The 19524-nt window shown below is 37.4% G+C and carries 19 protein-coding genes and 1 pseudogene; 4 read left to right on the plus strand and 16 right to left on the minus strand.

Annotated elements, in window-relative coordinates; translation table 11 throughout:
- Positions 1 to 226: 226 nt before the first annotated feature.
- Positions 227 to 353 (minus strand): annotated as a pseudogene (locus tag AS4_RS22210) (phage minor head protein); the annotation flags it as partial.
- A gap of 549 nt (positions 354 to 902) precedes the next feature.
- Between AS4_RS22210 and AS4_RS14180 the strand changes: the two are divergent.
- The 4 genes from AS4_RS14180 (at position 903) to AS4_RS14200 (ending at position 5128) form a co-directional block, all read left to right on the plus strand.
- The gene (locus AS4_RS14180) at positions 903 to 2126 is read left to right on the plus strand and encodes a tyrosine-type recombinase/integrase (RefSeq protein WP_096734557.1); all 1224 of its coding nucleotides are present in this window, start codon (positions 903 to 905) and stop codon (positions 2124 to 2126) included.
- A 115-nt stretch (positions 2127 to 2241) separates the two neighbouring features.
- On the plus strand, positions 2242 to 2874 hold the full coding sequence (locus AS4_RS14190) for an SOS response-associated peptidase (protein WP_096734558.1): 633 nt from the start codon (positions 2242 to 2244) through the stop codon (positions 2872 to 2874).
- 88 nt (positions 2875 to 2962) lie between these two features.
- Positions 2963 to 4249 (plus strand): Y-family DNA polymerase, encoded by a 1287-nt coding sequence (locus AS4_RS14195; protein WP_096734559.1) that lies wholly within the window; start codon positions 2963 to 2965, stop codon positions 4247 to 4249.
- 45 nt (positions 4250 to 4294) lie between these two features.
- Entirely contained in the window at positions 4295 to 5128 is an 834-nt protein-coding gene (locus tag AS4_RS14200) for a hypothetical protein (protein WP_096734560.1), read from the plus strand.
- Positions 5129 to 5258: 130 nt separating this feature from the next.
- On the opposite strand, the gene AS4_RS14205 is transcribed toward AS4_RS14200, so the two are convergent.
- The 15 genes from AS4_RS14205 to AS4_RS14275 form a co-directional block, all read right to left on the minus strand.
- On the minus strand, positions 5259 to 5696 hold the full coding sequence (locus AS4_RS14205; RefSeq protein WP_096734561.1) for a lysozyme: 438 nt from the start codon (positions 5694 to 5696) through the stop codon (positions 5259 to 5261).
- The gene (locus tag AS4_RS14210) at positions 5696 to 5974 is read right to left on the minus strand and encodes a phage holin family protein (protein ID WP_096734562.1); all 279 of its coding nucleotides are present in this window, start codon (positions 5972 to 5974) and stop codon (positions 5696 to 5698) included. Before AS4_RS14210 ends, AS4_RS14205 begins: the two co-directional genes overlap by 1 nt.
- A gap of 76 nt (positions 5975 to 6050) precedes the next feature.
- The gene (locus AS4_RS14215) at positions 6051 to 9194 is read right to left on the minus strand and encodes an SGNH/GDSL hydrolase family protein (RefSeq protein WP_096734563.1); all 3144 of its coding nucleotides are present in this window, start codon (positions 9192 to 9194) and stop codon (positions 6051 to 6053) included.
- A 10-nt stretch (positions 9195 to 9204) separates the two neighbouring features.
- Complete coding sequence (locus AS4_RS14220; RefSeq protein WP_096734564.1) at positions 9205 to 10104, minus strand: hypothetical protein; 900 nt, start codon at positions 10102 to 10104, stop codon at positions 9205 to 9207.
- Positions 10104 to 12569 carry a transglycosylase SLT domain-containing protein gene (locus AS4_RS14225; protein ID WP_096734565.1) on the minus strand — a complete coding sequence of 822 codons (2466 nt, stop codon included), beginning with the start codon at positions 12567 to 12569 and terminating at the stop codon, positions 10104 to 10106. Before AS4_RS14225 ends, AS4_RS14220 begins: the two co-directional genes overlap by 1 nt.
- 348 nt (positions 12570 to 12917) lie before the next feature.
- On the minus strand, positions 12918 to 13343 hold the full coding sequence (locus tag AS4_RS14230) for a surface-adhesin E family protein (RefSeq protein WP_096734566.1): 426 nt from the start codon (positions 13341 to 13343) through the stop codon (positions 12918 to 12920).
- Positions 13344 to 13385: 42 nt separating this feature from the next.
- Positions 13386 to 14684 (minus strand): hypothetical protein, encoded by a 1299-nt coding sequence (locus AS4_RS14235; protein WP_096734567.1) that lies wholly within the window; start codon positions 14682 to 14684, stop codon positions 13386 to 13388.
- A gap of 5 nt (positions 14685 to 14689) precedes the next feature.
- Positions 14690 to 15334, minus strand: a complete 645-nt coding sequence (locus AS4_RS14240; RefSeq protein WP_096734568.1) for a hypothetical protein — start codon at positions 15332 to 15334, stop codon at positions 14690 to 14692.
- Entirely contained in the window at positions 15316 to 15807 is a 492-nt protein-coding gene (locus tag AS4_RS14245) for a hypothetical protein (protein WP_096734569.1), read from the minus strand. Before AS4_RS14245 ends, AS4_RS14240 begins: the two co-directional genes overlap by 19 nt.
- A complete protein-coding gene (locus tag AS4_RS14250; RefSeq protein ID WP_096734570.1) occupies positions 15807 to 16139 on the minus strand; it encodes a hypothetical protein in 333 nt (110 codons plus the stop codon). The genes AS4_RS14245 and AS4_RS14250 overlap by 1 nt, the downstream gene beginning before the upstream one ends.
- A 1-nt stretch (position 16140) precedes the next feature.
- A complete protein-coding gene (locus AS4_RS14255; RefSeq protein WP_096734571.1) occupies positions 16141 to 16506 on the minus strand; it encodes a hypothetical protein in 366 nt (121 codons plus the stop codon).
- The gene (locus AS4_RS14260) at positions 16506 to 17903 is read right to left on the minus strand and encodes a packaged DNA stabilization protein (protein ID WP_096734572.1); all 1398 of its coding nucleotides are present in this window, start codon (positions 17901 to 17903) and stop codon (positions 16506 to 16508) included. Before AS4_RS14260 ends, AS4_RS14255 begins: the two co-directional genes overlap by 1 nt.
- Before the next feature lie 2 nt (positions 17904 to 17905).
- Entirely contained in the window at positions 17906 to 18361 is a 456-nt protein-coding gene (locus tag AS4_RS14265; RefSeq protein ID WP_096734573.1) for a transcriptional regulator, read from the minus strand.
- Positions 18354 to 18836, minus strand: coding sequence for a packaged DNA stabilization gp4 family protein (locus AS4_RS14270; RefSeq protein ID WP_096734574.1), 483 nt, complete (start codon positions 18834 to 18836; stop codon positions 18354 to 18356). Before AS4_RS14270 ends, AS4_RS14265 begins: the two co-directional genes overlap by 8 nt.
- A gap of 183 nt (positions 18837 to 19019) precedes the next feature.
- A complete protein-coding gene (locus tag AS4_RS14275; protein WP_096734575.1) occupies positions 19020 to 19487 on the minus strand; it encodes a hypothetical protein in 468 nt (155 codons plus the stop codon).
- Between the last annotated feature and the right edge of the window lie 37 nt (positions 19488 to 19524).

Here is a 19524-nt window from a genome sequence, read left to right on the forward strand (position 1 = left end):
GTGGGTCTATGCCCTGACATTCCGTTAGTACTGTCCCTAGCCTATGATATTCTTTACTCTCTTTATTTTCTGAGGAAATACTAGGTTTATAGATAATTATGAGTAGTGACACTATTATTGCTAAGAAAAATATATATTTCATCCAATAAATAGCCTCCCTAACCCAAAATATGTAAATCTGTTTATAAAGCAAACTTTGATATTAAATCAAGACTTGCTTAGTTTAATCATCCTTCGCAGTTTGCCATTTGTAAGATTCAACACCTAAAGTCAACTGCCGTTGCTTATTAATATTAGAGTTAATCTGCCCCCATTTGATCTGCAGCAATTAAGCACACCCTATATGCTGTAGCTTGTCTAAGCAATGCAAAAGCCAATGATTTTTAACTGAACTAACTACAAATCACTTGAAAAAATGTATGGTCAATATATTGAAGACTGGGCGGATATGGTCAGAAAAAATTTTACTCTGAAATTAAAAAAGGAAATATCAAACAACCGAATCGAATTTCTGAAAAAGATGTATTCTAGTATGAGTCCTATGTAAAGCAAAAAGTGGAAGAATTTAAACAAGAATCTGATATCATAGCCTGCACCTAGCAGGCTTTTTTTATTTTGTGCTGTAACTAGGTACTTTTTTCAAAATGGGTAACCTAAGGGGTATCCAAAACCACCAAACAAAATAAATTGATAAATTTCTATAGGTTAATATCAATATGCTTCTAATGATCGAAAAGAAGCAATTTCATAAAATACTATTAAATAGAATAAAAACGACAATTTAATCAAAATCTTAAAGAACACCATCTTATAAAATAGCATTAAATAGGTCTAAGTGACATTAATAGGGTTTGTGAGTAAGATAGTGAGTAACAGCTATTTTAATAAAGTTACTCACAAGCATGTTAAGTGATACTAAAATCAAGCAATTAAAAGCCAAAGATAAAATGTATAGAGTCGCAGACCACTCAGGTTTGTGCTTGGAAGTGCGTACTAATGGCTCTAAATTGTGGCGTTATAGATTTCGATTTCTTGGCAAGGCTTCAATGTTGAGTTTAGGGGAATACCCTGTTGTAACTCTTGCTCAAGCTAGACAAAAAGTAAATGAACAAAAAGCTTTGCTTGATAAAAATATTGATCCTTCAAAATATAAACTAGAAGAAAAAGAAAGAGCCAAACTTGCTGCTGAATCAACCTTTAAAGAAATTGCATTAGAGTGGTATAGCACTAAAGAAAGTAAACGATCAGAGTCATTTAGACGCGATGTAGAAAAAGCTTTTGAAAGGGACCTATTCCCTGCTTTTGGACATAAAAGCATTCGATCTATTTCGCCTTATGATGTCCTGAAAATGCAAAAGGACACTATCGCGCGTATAAGCAAACAGATGAATCATGGCACGGGTGAAACAACTGCAATTAGAAATAGACAGTATGTGAACTCTATATTTAATTACGCTATAGCTAATTTAAGATGTGAAGAAAATCCTGCAATTTCTCTAGGGCAAACTGTCGAAAAACCACCAAAACAAACAGCACAACCTTTATCTATAGAGGATCGTGCAAAGTTTAATGCCGCACTCTCTAAATCTAAAAGCACAGAGATGGTTAAAAACTCAATTCGATTACTTATGTACTCAATGTTGAGATCCATTGAAATCTGTCGCTTAAAATGGGAATGGGTAGATTTTGAAAAAGAATTAATAGTTATCCCACCAGCATCTAGAGATCAACTTCTTGCAGGTGAGCGAAATATTAAGATGAACCGTCAGCACTTGGTTCCCTTAAGTAGACAGATGGTTGAAATCCTTAAAAACCAAAAAATTCAATCTAATGATGAATATGTGTTTTGTTCGGTTTTTAATAAGTCTAAAGTAATGAACAAAAGTACAATTAATCAGGCCTTAAAAACAATGGGCTTGAATTGCACAGCTCACGACTTCCGCGCCACAGCATCCACTATTTTGCATGAAAAAAATTACAGTTCAGAATGGATTGAAATGCAACTTGCTCATGTCGATAAAAACATTGTACGTGGTACTTATAATCATGCTCAAAACTTAGATGAAAGAAGAAAAATGATTCAAGATTGGGCGAATATTGTAGATAGTTGGAAAGATTTAAAATGAAAGACTGGCTCTACTTCTACATTAAGCAAACGCTACAAATTGGTGCACCTTTCTACAAATATAAAGGCTATGGTATTTATACACAGCATTCAGTTTTTCATGTCGAGAATAAGAAATGTGCTCAAACTACGAAATTCCAACCCGAAGCGCCCTTGCTTTGCTTGATGTCGAAGTTGATCAGTTAGATCTAGAGTTAAAGCCACACGTTTATCCCGGTTATCATGCGCCAATTATCATGAAAAACTTTGATTTGGACTTTGGTAAATTTGGGCTTTTGCCTGCCTGGGCAAAGGATTTCAAATTCAGTTCTTATACTTATAATGCACGAACTGAGACTGTCGCAGAGAAACCGAGTTTTCGTCATGCATGGAAGTACAGTAAATTTTGTCTAGTACCAGTGCAAGAGTTCTATGAGCCAAAATATATTGATGGTAAACCACATTGGTACACAATCAAGCGAGCAGATGATCAGCCATTTACAGTCGCTGCGATTTATGATGATGCAGTAATCAAAGACTCAAAAGTCAGATCATTTTCAATGCTTACGATCAATTCAGACAACCACCCTTTTATGAAGCAATTTCATGCACCAAATGATGAGAAAAGATCGATCATTGTAATTCCAGAAGAATATAGAAAAGACTGGTTGAATGTTGATAAAGAAAATGCACATGAATATTTCTTTGAAATGCGTGACGAGTTTGTGACTTTTCCGCGTGACGAAGAAAAACAAAACGTCTTATTCTGACGCACCATTGTTTATCCACAATTTATAAATTTGAATTTAAATTATAAGAAAATTATCATGAATTTGATTGTGTAACGATATCAAGTTTATGAAGGAAAGGATTATCGCGCTCATCGACATTAATAATTGCTATGTGTCGTGTGAGCGCCTGTTTCAGCCTAAGTTGAATGGAAAGGCTGTAATAGTGTTGTCCAATAATGATGGCTGTGCTGTGGCTAGAAGTCAGGAAGCCAAGGATCTTGGTATAAAAATGGGTGTTCCCCTATTTCAAATCAAAGATATTGTTGAAAAGCATAATGTAGTGGTTCTATCCAGCAACTATGCTGTCTATGAAGAAATGTCACATAGATTCACAGCGACAATAAAATCATTTGTCAGTGAAAAAGATGTTGAAGTTTATTCTATCGATGAAACGTTTGTTGAGCTTACAAGCTATGCAAATCAAGATTTAAATGAACTTACGGGAAAGATTAAAGATGCCTTGCTTAAATGGCTTGGCTTGCCTGTATGTATTGGTATTGGCAGGTCAAAAACAGAAGCAAAGATGGCAAATCATATTGCTAAGAAGAATAAGCACTTCAACGGTATTTGCAACCTAGTAGAAATGGACCCATGTTCTAAAGAAGCATTATTTCAAGCAATCGATGTGGGTGAGATTTGGGGTGTTGGTCGCAAGCATTGTAAAAAGCTTCATTCATTAAATATCAAGACTGTTTTTGATTTAGCTATCGCAGATCCAGCGTTTATTCAGAGTCAGTTTTCAGTGGTAATTAAAAGAACTGTTTTAGAGCTTCAAGGCACAGCATGTATCGAATTAGAAGAAGTTGCACCGGATAAGAAGCAGATAGTATCTTCTAGATCGTTCGGGCAACGTGTCTCAGATAAAGACGCCCTATCTGAAGCAATGAGTTGCTATATACAAGCTGCGGTGAAAAAGTTAAGACGACAAAATGGATTGACCGGGTGTGTTATTGCATTTGCTCATTCAAACCCTTTTGACACTAAAAAGCCATTTTACAAAGCGAGTGTGAGTGTTTCTTTTCCTGAACCAACGGATAGTTCAGCTGTAATAATTAAGAATATTCTTCGGCAAATGGATCGAGTTTATAAAGAAGGTGTGGATTTCAAAAAGTGTGGTGTGATTCTGACTTGCATTGAATCTAAATCGAGATATGTGCCTGATCTACTTGCGGATTATGAAGCCATTCAAAAGAATGACAATCTTCAAGCCGTTTTAGAACAAGTTAATGATAAATTTAGTAAAAAATTGGCAATTGGGCCATGTCTGTTGAAAGACAGAAAATGGAGCATGAGTCGAGGGAAATTGACGCAGAATTATTTTAGTTTTGAGGGATTGTTGACTGTAAGTGATTAATTGTTAATAATAAGTTACTTTTAAATCTTAGACTTATGGAATTATATGAAAAATAATATTCAAACAATAATAACATTTAATATGGTGATTATTATAGTTGGCATTTTTATTTTTATTAATTCTTTTCAACTATCAGCAATTATATTCCCTTATTTGGATTATACAGAATTTCTATTTTCATTCTTTAGTCTTGTTATGATTGTATTACCAACTGCAAATACAATTATAATCTTTCTAACAAAATATACTAAAAACTTAACCTCAATTGATGAAAAAAGTGAAAATAAATTTTTGGAATTTAAGCCACTAGATTTTCCTATAATACCTTTTATTAAAATTAATAATTTAAAGGAAAAAAATACCACCAAAAATTTCAATGATTATTTTACACATATAATTAATCACTTAGAATCAAAATCATCTGATGCCGATAAAAAAGCATCGATATTACTTGATAATGGAAAGTTTTATTCAATGATAGGAATTTTTTATTTTATAATTTCAATTGTAGGATGGCAATATTATTTAAATAAAGTTGGATTTGAGACACATCATATTTATGGAATTGTTTCATCATCTTTAGTTTTTATTTTTATTGAGTTTTTAAGTGCCTGGTATTTACGTCAATATAAAAGTTTTTCTGACACATCAACATATTTAACTAAGATAAAATCAATATTTGATAAGTATATGCTAATTTATCTTATTTCAAAAGAAAGTGAAAACCAAGACTTTACAACACTTTTAGAGCAGTTGGCTTCCGAAATAAAATGGCCAGAAACCTATCTGCTCAAAAATGCTGACCTAAGTTTTGCTAAAGAAGCTATGGAAACTATGACAACAATGGCAAAAGCATTTAAAAAAGAAATTAAAAACTAGAGATTAAAATCGAAAAATAGAAAACTTTTAAGTTACTTTTTTCAATTGAGCAAACCAAAACAAACAATCAATAAAAAAGCGAGAAGCCCGATTAAGATTTCTCGCTATTTTGAAATAATTAGGAATAGTGTCATTTTAAAAATAACTCCATTTCAGCCTTACGTCGTTTCACCAGCCCAGCTAAAACTCGACCGCCTCCGCGGTTCCATCGATCAAATTGAGCTGCAGCGCCTTTATAATCTTTAGCATTTAACTTTTTGAGTAGTGTTGAGTCTTTAAATGCACCAGTGCCAATGTTGTAAGTCAATGATACCAAAGCATCGAACTGATTTTGGTTTAATGGAACTTTAACCGAAGTATTTACAGCAGATTCAAATTTCTTTAAATCTTGTGCCATGTATGACTTAGCTTGTTCATTAGTACAAGTATCACCTTTCTTAACTTTGACACCATTAATTACTGTGGTTCCATAACCTATGGTCCATATACCTACGCCATCATCATATGCTTTGAGCTCAAGACCCTCAAAGCCACAAATCAAATTTATTCCATTTGCACTTATTTTCATTATGCACCCCACTTTCTTGCGTTTTTCTTGAGATATTCTTCAATGAATGTGGAACCCAAAATACCTAAAGCACTCCCAATACCAACTAATGCTAATGGTGAGATTTCGGGAATCTGAAGTAAGACCAAACCAGCCACCAATGAAGATGCAGATCCTAAAATGGTTCGCCCAATAATTACTCGGAAAGTGAGTTTTTCAGGTGAAACTAGAAGCTTACTCATACCGATCAGCCCTCCAATTACAATTAAAGTCAGTAATGTTTTTTCATGCTCTTGCATGTAACCCCCTATTTTTGGCAATAAAAAAGCCCTAAGCTATTGAAGCACAGGGCTTGTTATGGTTTTAGGTTTTTATTTATTCAAAGACACTTGTTAGCATCTTGCCATAGATTGAATATTCATATGGCCCCGGATGATTGAATAGGTTTTGTGAACATAAGTGCTTAAAGTTAAGTCCAATACCACCATAATGTGCATCGTCAACATACCAGTCAATTGGACAATAAGCGGCACCAGAATCAAGCGCAGCAGCATAAACATATCGATTGATCTTGCGCCAGTCTTCACCTTGGTAAATACCATATGGTAAAGTTGGTGTTCGCACGACAGGCATTAAAACAACATCACTACCAGCATTTTTGAATGTATTAACAATCTTTACAAGGTTTGAATAGAGAACTGAACTTCCTGCGTCATTCATACCAAAACCTACGACAACTAGGTCCGGATGATAAGAAAGCGGGTATTGCAATCGTGAGTCTCTTGCTCCATCAGTTGAGTCTGTGCCAGCAACTGCAAAGTTATAGTAGTTCACAGTATTGGCATAGATGTTTTCAAGATAAGCCTTTAATGTCCAGTTCCAACCTACATGAATACGACCACCTATTCCACTGTCATAAAGATAAGTAGGAATTCTATCGCGCAAATCCTGCGGAAATGAAGCAAAAAAACCATAGTAATCATGGTTTTCATTAGGAATATCTTCTGTGTGAAAACCGCCCATTGCAGTGATTGAATCACCATATCCAATAAGGTTGATATTCTGGCCCTTTTCTAGTTTGGCTTGAACTCGTCTTAAACATGACTGATTGTGAAGCTTAAGTGCATCATAATCATTACCTAACAAATAAGGTTTGCCACCACAAGAGATGTACTTATCAAGCGGAACCACTTCTGCTTTAGTGCCAGTAACTAAAACTCGGCATAATGCTCGATTAGGTACAGCAGCTTCAACCATCCATTCACCCGGATCAAAGATACGTTCTGTACCCTTCACCATCGTCACATTTAAGGTAAATGGATTGATTTGAATAATGTCATAACGCTCTTTTGCATATGTGAATGAAACAGAGACATTATATGTGGTTGAAGTCAGGCCTATTAATTTGCCCCCATAAGCATCTACTTCATAGTGAACCCCTTCCGTCAATACTGTGCTATTAGCTGTATTGGTAACAACAACATTACTTAGATTTCTATAGCCTAGCCATGGATTTACATTTGAAATCCAGTTTTTGGCATCAGACTTGTTTAATGTGCTGCTTACAATAGTGCTTCCGATTGTAGAAGGATCATGTGTAAATGAAGCTGAAATTGTAGTTTTAGTGCTTGCCTGAACAATCACCGTTCCATCTAGACTGACATTAAGATTATTTACTTCACTCTTGAGAATCGGCTGGAATATTGGTGTGCCCACTTCTTTGTCAGAGACTACAGATGATTCAAGGTCTTTGATCTCCTGCTTCATCTCATTAAGTACAGTATTAACACCACGCTTATCTACATAGTACAGAATAAATGGATAAGTTACGTCAGTTGATAAATATGCAGGATCTTTGTTGTCAATAAGCCAAACACCACGATCAACACGCGTCATCGATGAAATATCGCTTCGAGCTGCTGAGCCAAGTGTTGCTATTGATCCATCAGCTTTTTCCGCAATAACAAGAATCATCACAAAGTGACTAGTAGGCACTAATGTTTCATCAAACTCGAAATCAATTAAGTGCTCATTTTCATTTGCTTCATACTTGCCAGCTACATCTACATAAGACTTATAGATCTCTCGGTCATAAATACTGGCACCAATCCAAGTGATTTCAGAAGCAATTGAGGTTGGTCGGGCAATGATTTGATAACGTAGTTTTGCAACATCAGATAAATTGGCAAACCACATGCTAATTTTATTAAACTTCTGGTTAGCAAAGGTTGAAAACCCCTTACCAAAACATGTCCAATTTCTTGATGTGGAGTGGTAGAACAAAATGCCTGAGCTGAATGATTCACTTAACTTAGTTGCTTTGTAATCAACAGTTTCGTATTCAGTTAAATGCTTGTCATCGAATCCACATGTATAAGCAATTCTACGATCGCCGAGTTGCGCAAGCCCCCAACCAGAAGTCTGATTTTTATAGAAACCTCCCAATGAGTTGGTTAAGCCTGGATCTGGTGGTGTAATTGTTTTAGTCGCAATACCAAAGATATCAGTAGAAGTTACTTCAAATAAAATTCGCTTCTTATCTGAAAAAACAAGTTCAGGATATTCAAATCGGATCTTTGTTCTAATTAGATTACTATCAATGAGATTATAACCAACTAGGTTGTGTACAGTTTCCGAGAAACTATAGAGCAATTCATCAGTTGAAGCCCCTGGTAAAACTCCAGATCCATCAACAGATCGCTCATATACTTTAAAATTTAAAACAGTGCTTGTTTTTAGGTTAGTAAGCAGAAAATCAATGTAATTTACTACCGTATTTTCTAAATCAACACCAACTGCGTATCCAACACCATTACTGGAAATAGAAATTTCAGAATCTGGTAGCTGAGATGCTTTTACTCCGCTTTCTACTGAGGCAAGGACATTTACCTTTCTTGTTGCATCATCATCTGCTAAAGCAAGAACACTTTTCCCTTCATCTTTCCAAGAAGAAGTTGCTGCAATCCAAAGATAATTTTTCTTTGTATCGAAAGCATATGCTTGTTGAGGATCTGTTTCAGTAGGCGTGAATGCTAAAAGTTGCGCTTCAGTATCAAAGTACTTGATTGAATTTACACTCGTAGTAATTCTAACTTCTAAATTTTGTTCAGCCGCTATTGCCCGATTTTTTTCTGCATCAATATTTGTTTGTAAGGCTCCTTCCGCATTAGTTGCTCTAGATGATTCAGTTTGAACAATCGTTTGAACCGTAGAGAGGCTAGAAAATTGCACAGAATTGTTATCAGCCAAGATCTTTGATTGATTTTTATTTTTAATTAATACTGAACAATTTGCTTGTTCAATATAAATTTTAGAAATAACCCCACCATTAACCACATAACCGTTTTTTGTGCGTATTGGTTGTGTTATTAGCTTTGTTTTGGCTTCATCCCAAAACGCATTAATTGGAAATAATACTGGGTCTTTATCCTTCTCACCAATAAAAACAAAGCCCTCATTTAGAGGGCTTCCATCGATATCAGTGAAAGGTAAATGTGGGCTTAATACTAAATTACTCATGTATATATTCCTATGCTGAAATTACATTAGGTTTGCGAAGTTCCAGCCAAATTAATCCAGTCTTATCACCATTTACCCTATATTCGGCTTCTGGTGGTACTGATGTTGAAATCGTTTTTTCTTGCGAATACTGTTGCGCATTGGTTGCTCTTGCAGTTGTTATGCTATTTGGTTGAATAACATCAATAGAGACAATTTTAGTAGGATCAGTATTGCTACCCGACATAATGATAGATATATCAATGTACTGTTTAGTATCATTTTTATACTTGGTGGCTGTATTTCGTTCAGCTGTTACATCCTGCCATTTTCGACCAAACAAATATTCATCAAGGATAGCTTTCATCTTTTTAGGGGTAATGAAAGTTGTGTCGTCACTCAAAGCTTTCGCAATATCTTCAGTTGCAACTTTGGCTGTACCTTGAATTTCCTCAGTAGCTTGCTTAGTTTTATCGTCTACCTCAGTTTTTGAATAAACTTCAAGATTGGATCGAGCTTGCTCTTTATTGTTCAGATCTTCAAGGTTTTCAGATATGCGCAAAGTATTTGAATTGATTTCGGCTTGTGACTTTCCACTTTCAGTATCGATTACAGCATCAGTAGTCACGCCGGGATTTAGATTCACACTAGCTGAGTTCCAAACAGTTTCTTTTCTTTTGTTTAGCACAAGAATTGAAATAATAGGTTCAGCACAAAACAATTGTCTTGCAGCGCCATTTTTTACAATATATCCATTTCTTGTCCGAGCTGGATTCTCAGCAGGCATGGTTAATTCAGCATCGTAAAAAATAGCAATTGGGTTGTTAATGGGATTTGAATTGACACCACCGATAAAAATAAACCCCGCATCTAGCGAGGTTCCATCTGTATCATTGTAAACAGGAAAAGGGGTTGAGACTCTATTGCTCATTAAGTTGTCCTCTGAGGATTGAGAGCTTTTTGCACTCTTGCACGCACTTTGTTGTCCTTGATGTGTTTTGTTGCTAAACGAAGCGCTGACGCCACTGGTGCTGGAAATCCTGACATTCCTGACAATGCAATATCCATAGCTGCTGTAAGTGTTGCCGCAGTATTGCTGTGATTAATTGCTGCAGACGCAGGAACAGTAAACAGGGTCTTAGATATTTCATTTACTGCCCGTAGTTTTTCAGCGCCTTGCTTGCCAAAAATAAAATCCAATTTACCGCTTTTATCCAGTTTATTAATTGCTGTATTCAAAGCTGCTGGACTTATCATTTGATTTCCACGTGCATCAGGCGCCACGCCTTTTGTTGCTTCCAATTTAATTTCTTGAAGTGTTTGCCCCTGAATATCACGCCAAGCTTGCTTACCTTCTTCGCCGGAAGTTAAAAGAGCGCGTTTAGCAAACCTCATGTCATCAAGTGAACCATCATGAATAATTCGCTTCTGTACATCTTCAAGCGCAACTTTCCTGTCACTACTACCAGTTTTATTGGTTGTAAGGTCCTTAATGATTGCGCGATTTTCCCAGTGATCAGCCATTCGCTTTCTCTCAACACGAGCAGCTCGATAAAGTGGTCCAGCAACAGGCTCAACATGTTGGTCAATCAAACTTTTCAGTATTGCGGTTTGACGTACATTGGTAGGCTCAAGATTTGTGTTTTGATTAATCTCTGATCTCCATTTCTCCATTTGTTGAACTGTAGGGCTAGCAGGAATTAAATCTCCATTGCTATCCTTATTCGCAATTCCTAATTTAGTAGCTATGGATTTTGCATCAGAAATAATAGGGGTAGATTTTAGATCAGGTTGAGAGTTTAAATAATCAAGAACCGTTAGAGAGTCATTGCCATTTCTAACCGGCTGGGTAAGATCAACTGGTAATTGAGCTTCATTTGATTTGTCAGCTTTAGCATATGCAACACGGACACGATTCTTATCAGCTTTCATTTGTTTTTGAAGCGCACTATCAACAGATAATCCGACTTCGCGCATATTGGTTGCTTGCGCACCTGTATCATCAATAAAAGCTTCTAAATTTTGCTGCATAACCTCATGCTGCTCTTCATAACGCTGGCGAAGTGGTGTACCAAGATTGGAATTCTTAGCGGTTTCAGTTTCAAATTTTAATTGACCAGGATCACGAGTTAATTGACCTTGAGTTAATTGAGGTGGGTAAGGCAGATCTTGAGCTAAAGCATCACGAATAGTGGCTTGGTCAACTTGAGCCGCACCAACGTTTGCTGGTGCTGGGTTAGTGCCAGTATCGCGATTCAAACCTACTGCATCCTTAAGACCATCCACACCTGATCTAATGGCATTAGTAGTGGCTTGAATGGGTCTTTGGACGGCTTGACTTGTAGCCTGTGCTAAATCTCTAGCAGCACCTGAAACAACAGGAATAGAAGCCCCGCCTAGAGTGCTAGCTGCTACACCAATACCTCCCATTACTGGTGGTAAAGTATCCAAACCAACATCCTGAATAAACTCACCAATACCTTGCACATTTTCCTGACCTGCTGCAGTTCTTGGTTCATAAGTTAATGCATGAGCAGCAGTATTAGCAGTATTCAAAATATTTTGTGCACCTTGAGGCGTTCCAAAATTACCATCAATTACAGCCTGCGCAGCGCCCTTAATAGTCCCAAGAGTTTGACCAATTGGCGCACCAATCAATCCGCTACCTACTGTTGCAGCAGCTTCGAGCCCACCAGAAATTTTCTGCCCTAATGATGCTTCAGGTTTTGGTTGTTGAGGTTGTACTGGTTGTTCAGGAACAAAATTACCATTCGCATCAAAATCAGGGAGACCTTGGGGTTGAGTTGTGGAATCTTGAATTTTTCCGTCTTCGCGAGCTTTTTGGTAGGCTGCAATGATTTTCTTCGAACGATCTGCATCAGCATTTGGTTTTGGTTGATTTGCCTTTTGCCGCTCTGCTTGCTGTTTGCGATATTCATCTACAATGCTTTTAGATTGGTTTTGGTATTGATCTCGTGCTGAATTAGCAGGTTGATCTTGAAAATTACGACCACCCATTGCCGAGAGTACGCGCTGACGATACGCCTTATTAACTGGTCCCCAATTTGTACGGTCAGTACCACCATGATACTCGCCAATTGCTGCTTCTACATTCCCATTATTTCGGTCAAGTGCTTCTTTAAGTAAATATCCAGCTGCCAATGCTGAGTTCTTATCGCTTTCATAGGCATCCACTTTGTATTTTTTCAGAATAGCGTTCCGTGTCTCAGGGATAATCTGAAAAACTGTTTTCGCGCCTGCACTACTTACTTGATCTGCATTAGACTTTTCACCATGAAGCACAATATTTTTAAGCAATCCTTCAGGTAATCCAAGGCGCTTTTCAGTAATGGATGATAAGTTAGACCATTTTGAATCTTTATAGCTATTTGCCATGGCTTTTCCTTAGGTAATAAAAAACCACCTGGAGGTGGTTTTGTTTTGGATTATAGGCTTAACCAAGAATTCACTAGTTTTCTTAGCCTATTTTTTTAAATGAGTTGATTGGCATAGCTGAACAATTACTTAAAGAAAAGTACCCTTAGGTGCTTTATCTTAATCATGTATGTTATTTATTTTGACACTTATCCGCCCCACCAATCTCTCCAGTATCAATGTTTTCTGAGTACTGAATAGGTTTTCCATTAGTATTTAACTTAGATTTACAAATCCAGTCTTCATGTTTACTACAAGCAGTAAGGGTCGAGACAATCAAAATGAAAAATATAAACTTCATTTAAACACCTATCTGTTGTCATCAGTTAAACCACTTTCATTATATGCATCAATCAGCTTGTTAGTTCTGCAACTGAATAGCATAAGAGATTCAGCAATTGTATCAGGAGCAACATACCTAAAATTATAATCCTCTTTGCTACTTGAGGACTTAACAATTCCCTTGGAATTATATTGGGTTAGGGATAAGTACCTATGCTTTTGGTTTCTGCAATCATATTCCATAAGAAACTTAGAATTCATTAAATCCTTGCCATTATATCGCTTAACGGTTTTTATCCAGGCCTGCGCAGTTCCTTTCTGGTTATTTGTTTTAATAGATTTAGAATCAATAAAATATTTTTCATTATCGCTGGATGTTGTTACTAAGGTCCATTCTGCTGAAAATGAAAATGTGCTAAACATTAATAAAGATATAAAAAATAGTTTTTTCATGTATCCCCTCCTTTTTAATAAGGAGGAGAATATCATAATTTTTTATAATCCATTCTCATTAGCGAACAATTGTGCCTCAGCTTCTGAAATTCCCAACTCTTTAGCAGCATCTTTAATGCCCTGCGAATACCCTTGACCTTTTGTTGCGTAAAGCTGAGCTTTGCGGTTGGCGCTTTGAGCAGCCAAGGAAAGTTGCTGAGCAATTTTAGAAAGGTTTTTTTGTACTACTTCTGGACCTTGGTTGATATCTAGTGAAGCAATAGATGAGCGAATTGCGTCACCCTCTCTATCTGTTAGCGCTCCCAATCCTCTCATCTTTTCAACCTGAGCTAAAAATACTTGAGACTTTAGCGACTCAATATCTTTTGCAAAAGTGTTCTCAGATGTGCCAGGCACTTGTCGCACAAGGCGATCCCAGTATGCTCCAGAATTTTCATTTGCTAAATTTGCAAGCCTTGCTGCATTTTTGGATGCCTCTGCTGCTGTCTGTGCAGCATTAGCAAAGTTTTCAACTTTTTCTAAACGCTCAACCCTTTGAATTGACGTTTCATTTTTTGCAGCTCTAAGTTTAGCTGCCGCAATTCTTTCTGTAGAATCTAAGCCAGCAATAAATTGCTGTTGATCTTGACCCAACTTGTCATAATTGTACTGATTGTCATACTCGATTTTAGTACCCTGATTAACTACACCTTGTTTACGATCCTCAGCAGCAAGTGGAATGTCATTAGCTTCTGCATTGATTTTTGCCGTTTCAGCCTTAGTTTTTGCCATTTCTAGCGGTTGCATTTCAAGGGTATTCAGACCATCTGAAACATTTTTAAATTGCTCAGGGTCAACAGTTCGCATTGTCATGCCCAAACGGTCTTTAACCATCTGCGGATTTTGATCAATTTGAGCACGTAGATTTTTAAGATTTAAAGCTTCTTGTTTGTAGCCTGAATTCTCATAAGCGGCTATCTGGGGATCTAAAATCTCCTTAGCTATAGCATTTTGGTTGTTATTTAATGCTGCATAAACTTGAGAAGCAGTGCTAAACATCTGTTTTTTATCACCATCACTTTTAAGTTCCCATGATTTTAAGATGGGCTCTTGAAGTGAGGGGTGTTTCAAAATAATAGTTGAATAGTCATCATAAGATTTATTAGGCATCAGAGAAAAATCATATAAATCTTTCTTCATTTGCTGTTGCTGCATTGCTTCAAGTTGTTTTCTAGCTTCAGCAGCTCTTTGCGCTTTAATAATTTCTGCATTGTTGATAACCTGTTGACCAGATTGAAACCCTTGCATTGCCGCTTGAAATGGGTTTGCTACATCTAACGTGTAATCGATTGGACTAACCATTTTAATCACCAATTTTTACTGGCGTACATACCGCCTATAGTGCCTATTGAGTTTGAAATACCGTTCCACATGTTCGCATTTGCTTGGCCTTGAGCTAAAGCATTGCCAGCTTGAGCAGCTCCAACCTGTTGCATTAAACCTGAAATGTTATTAGCTGATTGCATGCCAGCATTACCAACACCAGCAGCGGCATTTTGACCTAGAGAAGTCAAGCCTCCAAGATTTGTAAATCTCTGACCAATCATTTGGTTAAGTAATTGTGGGCTAAACTGCGATAAAGCTGCTTGAGTATTCCCACCACGCAAACCACCTGTTGCAGATGCATTTTGACGAATTGAATTTTCACCCTGATTTAAATATGTTTGAAACTCAGAACTATTTGAAATGTTGTTGATCGCATTCTGTTGAGCCTCATTACCATTTAACCCTAATAAGTCTTGTTGCCCCATTAGACCTTGTGTGCCTGCATTCACGTAAGGATTCATCAACTCACGGATTGCGTCAAACTGTCGTCTTTGTTCTTCAGTGGCAATTTCGGCAGCACGAACTTGTGCATCCGATGCTTTTCCTGCTGCATTCTTGGATGCATTACTGGACATTACACCACCAATAACTGCACCACCTACTGCTGCTACAGCTCCCCATGACATAATGCTTTCTCCTTACTAGGAAGTGTTTTGAGAAACTCTTGGATCTCGCTTTCAGGAACAATTACCTGTGCTTCAATTTCATCAACATTGGTTAATTCAGTCGGATGAACAGTGACCCATGAGCTGTCTTCATGGAAGTACCCGATTCGCTTAGTGCCTGCATCTGATTTGATAATTAATGGTGCTTGTAAAAATTCAATCCCATTCTCAGTTACTACAGTTAAGCTTCCTTTAAGTAAAATATTCATGTGTTCAGTACGATGCATTTTACTTACAACTATCACTCCTGCTGGCGCATCCATTTGGCGCATGTAGACATTTGGCGCAAAGTGATGAAATATAGGGAGATCAATTTGAGGTAGCTCTCCAACTTGTCTTTGAATTGCTTCCGCACAATCTACATACTTGAGCATTTGCTCATTACTCAACAGCTTTGCTAAAAGCTCTGTATTATCAGGTGGAATAATTTGCATTAAGTAATCTCCCGACCTGAAGCACGAATAGTTAATGCTGATGCAGTATCAACAAGTGTGCTGATAAAGCTACCAGCCTCCAATGAATGACCAACCAACTCAGGGCAAACATAAGTTTCACCTGCACTGATGGCCTTTTCTTTAATCACAAGATTTGAATCTGCCACAGCTCCATCAACCAAAACCAAATTGCAGCTAAACTTTGCGACTGCAGCAGATGTGTTGGTGATTGTGAACTTATCGATTGTCGTAGCAGTTGCAGCAGTAAATTGAGTTGTTTGCGCATTTTCAGCGTATTTTGTAGGAATAATATTCTTTACTTTTACAGCCATTTTAATTGACCTCTAAATATAGATTCATCGGCTCTGTAAGCTGATCTGATGGAAGAATGACGTCTTGTTGCACATGTTCAAAACGAGGACTTAAATCTTCATTTAATGCGCATGAACACACATGTTTTGGTTCAGTGCTAACCAGCTCGGTTATGTGACTTAGAAATTCTATAAGTGCCACTGCCAACAAGGCTTGAGCAGTTGCGTTATCTGCTGTGATTTGTGCAGCTTCAATTGCTTCGCTATTTGGGTCTGTATCAATTGGCAGCATTCGAAATAGATTTTCAAATGCTTTGACAAGGCGCTGATTACCATTACATAAACGCTCAATATCTGGTCGTAAGACCTTGAATTGTTCCTTAGCCATTAAACCCCCAATGGTTCGATCTGAACCTCTAAGCGAGCAACTGTAAGCCTGCTATCCGAAGTGCCTGAGAATTTCTGAATACGCCAGTTATTCATGTAGCCCTGTTGAAGCCATACAAGCCTTTTGTTTAGATCCCCTGATCTCCCTGACTTAATCAATTTTGGGTTAGACCAGTTCACACCATCAAGTGAATATTGAGTGGAAATAGTAGGATCTTTGCTGAATTCAACTCGCCCAGTTAAGCAAGCAAGCTCGACTTGATGAAAAATAGCACCGCGGGATTCGTTATATAGAATTGTGGTCCCAAATTCCCATGAAACAACATCACCCCAGTGATCACCTTTTGAATTAGTGAAAATGCCAAGTTTTGCTTGATTTGGGTGGCCTACAATCCACTTTCCATAACACCAAACAAAGTTTTGAGCTAAATATCGACTCTGCACTAAACCCGATCCCAGAGTGAACCATACAGGTTGTTGTGTAGCTTCTGTTGCTGCTGAATCATAGACAAGTGTTTGATCAGGTAAGTGCAAATAAAGCCAGTTGTGCCCATCAATTAGGCGCGTCTCCATTAAACAATCTGAAAGTGTTTTCTCATCATATTGATGAATGATTTGCTCAATTTCACGAGTAGAGATTTTATTGGTAGATCCGTTTGCAGATATCCACAAAGCTACCGGCTCATTCTTACCACCACCAAGGAATGCAACCGCTTCTGAATATTTGCAACATGTCTTGGTGCCAAGTGAGCCCTTAGTTGCCAAAGCTCCATCAATTCGAGCAAAAGGAAAGTTTTCACCACCAACGTTATCAAAGATTTCAATTGTGTAGCGGTTTAGCGCGTAAACCTCATTGCGAACTTTAATAAGCGCTTTAATTGGGTCAGGATCTGCTTCAGATGAACCGTATTTCAGTGGATTTACTTGAAATGGGTCATTCAATTCAGTAACAATAATGAATTCACCGTCAGTTGTCATGAAATAACCATCAACCCAAGTCACATCTAAAACAATACCTAAGTCGTTATCAGTGATTTGCTTTAATTCCTCACCATCATACAAATACATATGTGGGTATGAATTAATTGCTAAGTGATCAAATGAATAATCAAAATTACACTGACCGTAGCCCAATACATCGCCAATTTCAGTTACAACACCTTTGGCATTAACCTTAATGAGCTTACCACCACAAACACGGTAGCAAACACCTTTCCACTCTATTCCGCCACGATCGATGGCTGATAATTCAGAGAATTGTTCAATCCCTTCTGCAGGTCGTAAGTATCCTTGAGAAATCCCTTGTTCCTTAGGAACTGGAATCATATTGCGAGGATATGATGTGCGAAAATCTGAGTTTTGGTCAGTGTAGATACCACCTAGAATAGGGATTTGCATATTTACCCCACTCGATACCAAGTACCTGATAATTTGTCATATTGAAGTTTGAAAAATGCCGTTGCTGAAATTGCATTAGGTGCACCAATTACAGCAGCCCCATTACCATTTATAGAAAGGTTGGTGATTTGCTGTGAGCAAGAAAATAATATTTGTTGCTGATCAATAACTTCACTATTGTTTGGAAGCGTTAAGGTGCCATTGTTGATTCCTATTGATGGATTTAACAATAGATAAGTTTCTTGCGCATGGTTTTCTACAACAAGATTAAAGTCACCATTAGGATTATAGTATTGTACTAATGGCACACCTTGTGATGGTTGAGTGGGAATAAACTCTTGAATCCAATCTTTTAGTACTTCTTGAGGCAAGGCTCTGAAATCAGTGCAGTTGCCACGGTAAATAACAAATTGATCACCCATCATCAAAGAGTCAGCAGTATTTAATCGTTTAGTCATTAAAGAACTCCACATCTTGATTTGGTGATAAAACGTTATTGTCTTGCTTGTTGATAATAAATTTATCGCAGCGGTGTTTATGCCCCGCACCACTTGGAAGCGCACAGCTATATTTCATCTGTGGTGGGTTTTTAACTGCCATTGTTAGTAAGTCGTTGTAAGCACCTTTTGCAGTAATGCGAATATCGGGTGAGATTTGCTTTCCTAAACCCGGTGCAATTCGAATTGCTAAATTAAATGCAAGCGCATCAATGGCGTAATCAGGTACATTTGTATCTTGATCCACATCACTTGAATTGGCTTCACTTGGCAATGGATAGCCAATTTGAATATTTTTAGAAGACCATCCAGCAACCATTGAATCAAGTTTTCGTCTGGCGCTTTCGACCTGTTCGGGCTGTAAGTCAAAGACATAAGCCGGCAAACCTATTTCTTCATAAGCACGTTCAATAATTTGACGCTTAGTCCATGACATAAGAACCTCAACTTTTTGGTAAATTTTCAGTTAATTCACGCTCATCAAAAGCATTGTGAATATAGACACCATCTTCATAGCTACAATTACAGATGCAATCATGGGTGTAGGTGTGTTTCTTAAGGTCGTTAATGGGAATGACATGGATTAGATTGAGGAAATTTCTCACTTCCCAACACATGACTACTCACCTTCTTCCGGGTAAACCGCAGAAATGACTAGGCCAACAAGAACATCTTTGCCATCACGTGAACCATATTTCACATCTTTGGAATCAAGAATTACTTTAAGTTCTGTTGCATCCATGGCATTGAATTTCAGGATTGAGTTTTCTTTTTGAAGCTCATTTACTTTTACAACGAATTCAGATTGAGCAGTTTGAAGTTGATCTTCATACCATTCATTCTTTTTTAATGCTTCAAGGAGTTCAGTTTTGACTTGGTCTAGTTCTTCATTATTTGGCTCGGTACCAGAAGAATACTTAATATCGTCATCATCAACATTAGGATCCTGAACATGTTCGGGTAGATCTAGAAAGTGCACATATCCTTTTTGTCGAAGTTGCGCTTCTTGTTCCTCACCATGTGCAATCTCATATTCATTATTCTTGGTGTCGCCAATGTATAAGGCGCGAGGATAGCTATTTGACATTTTGATACTCCAAAAATGACGACGCCCGCAATTAGCG

It is taken from the genome of Acinetobacter guillouiae, assembly GCF_002370525.2.
GTDB classification, from domain to species: domain Bacteria; phylum Pseudomonadota; class Gammaproteobacteria; order Pseudomonadales; family Moraxellaceae; genus Acinetobacter; species Acinetobacter guillouiae.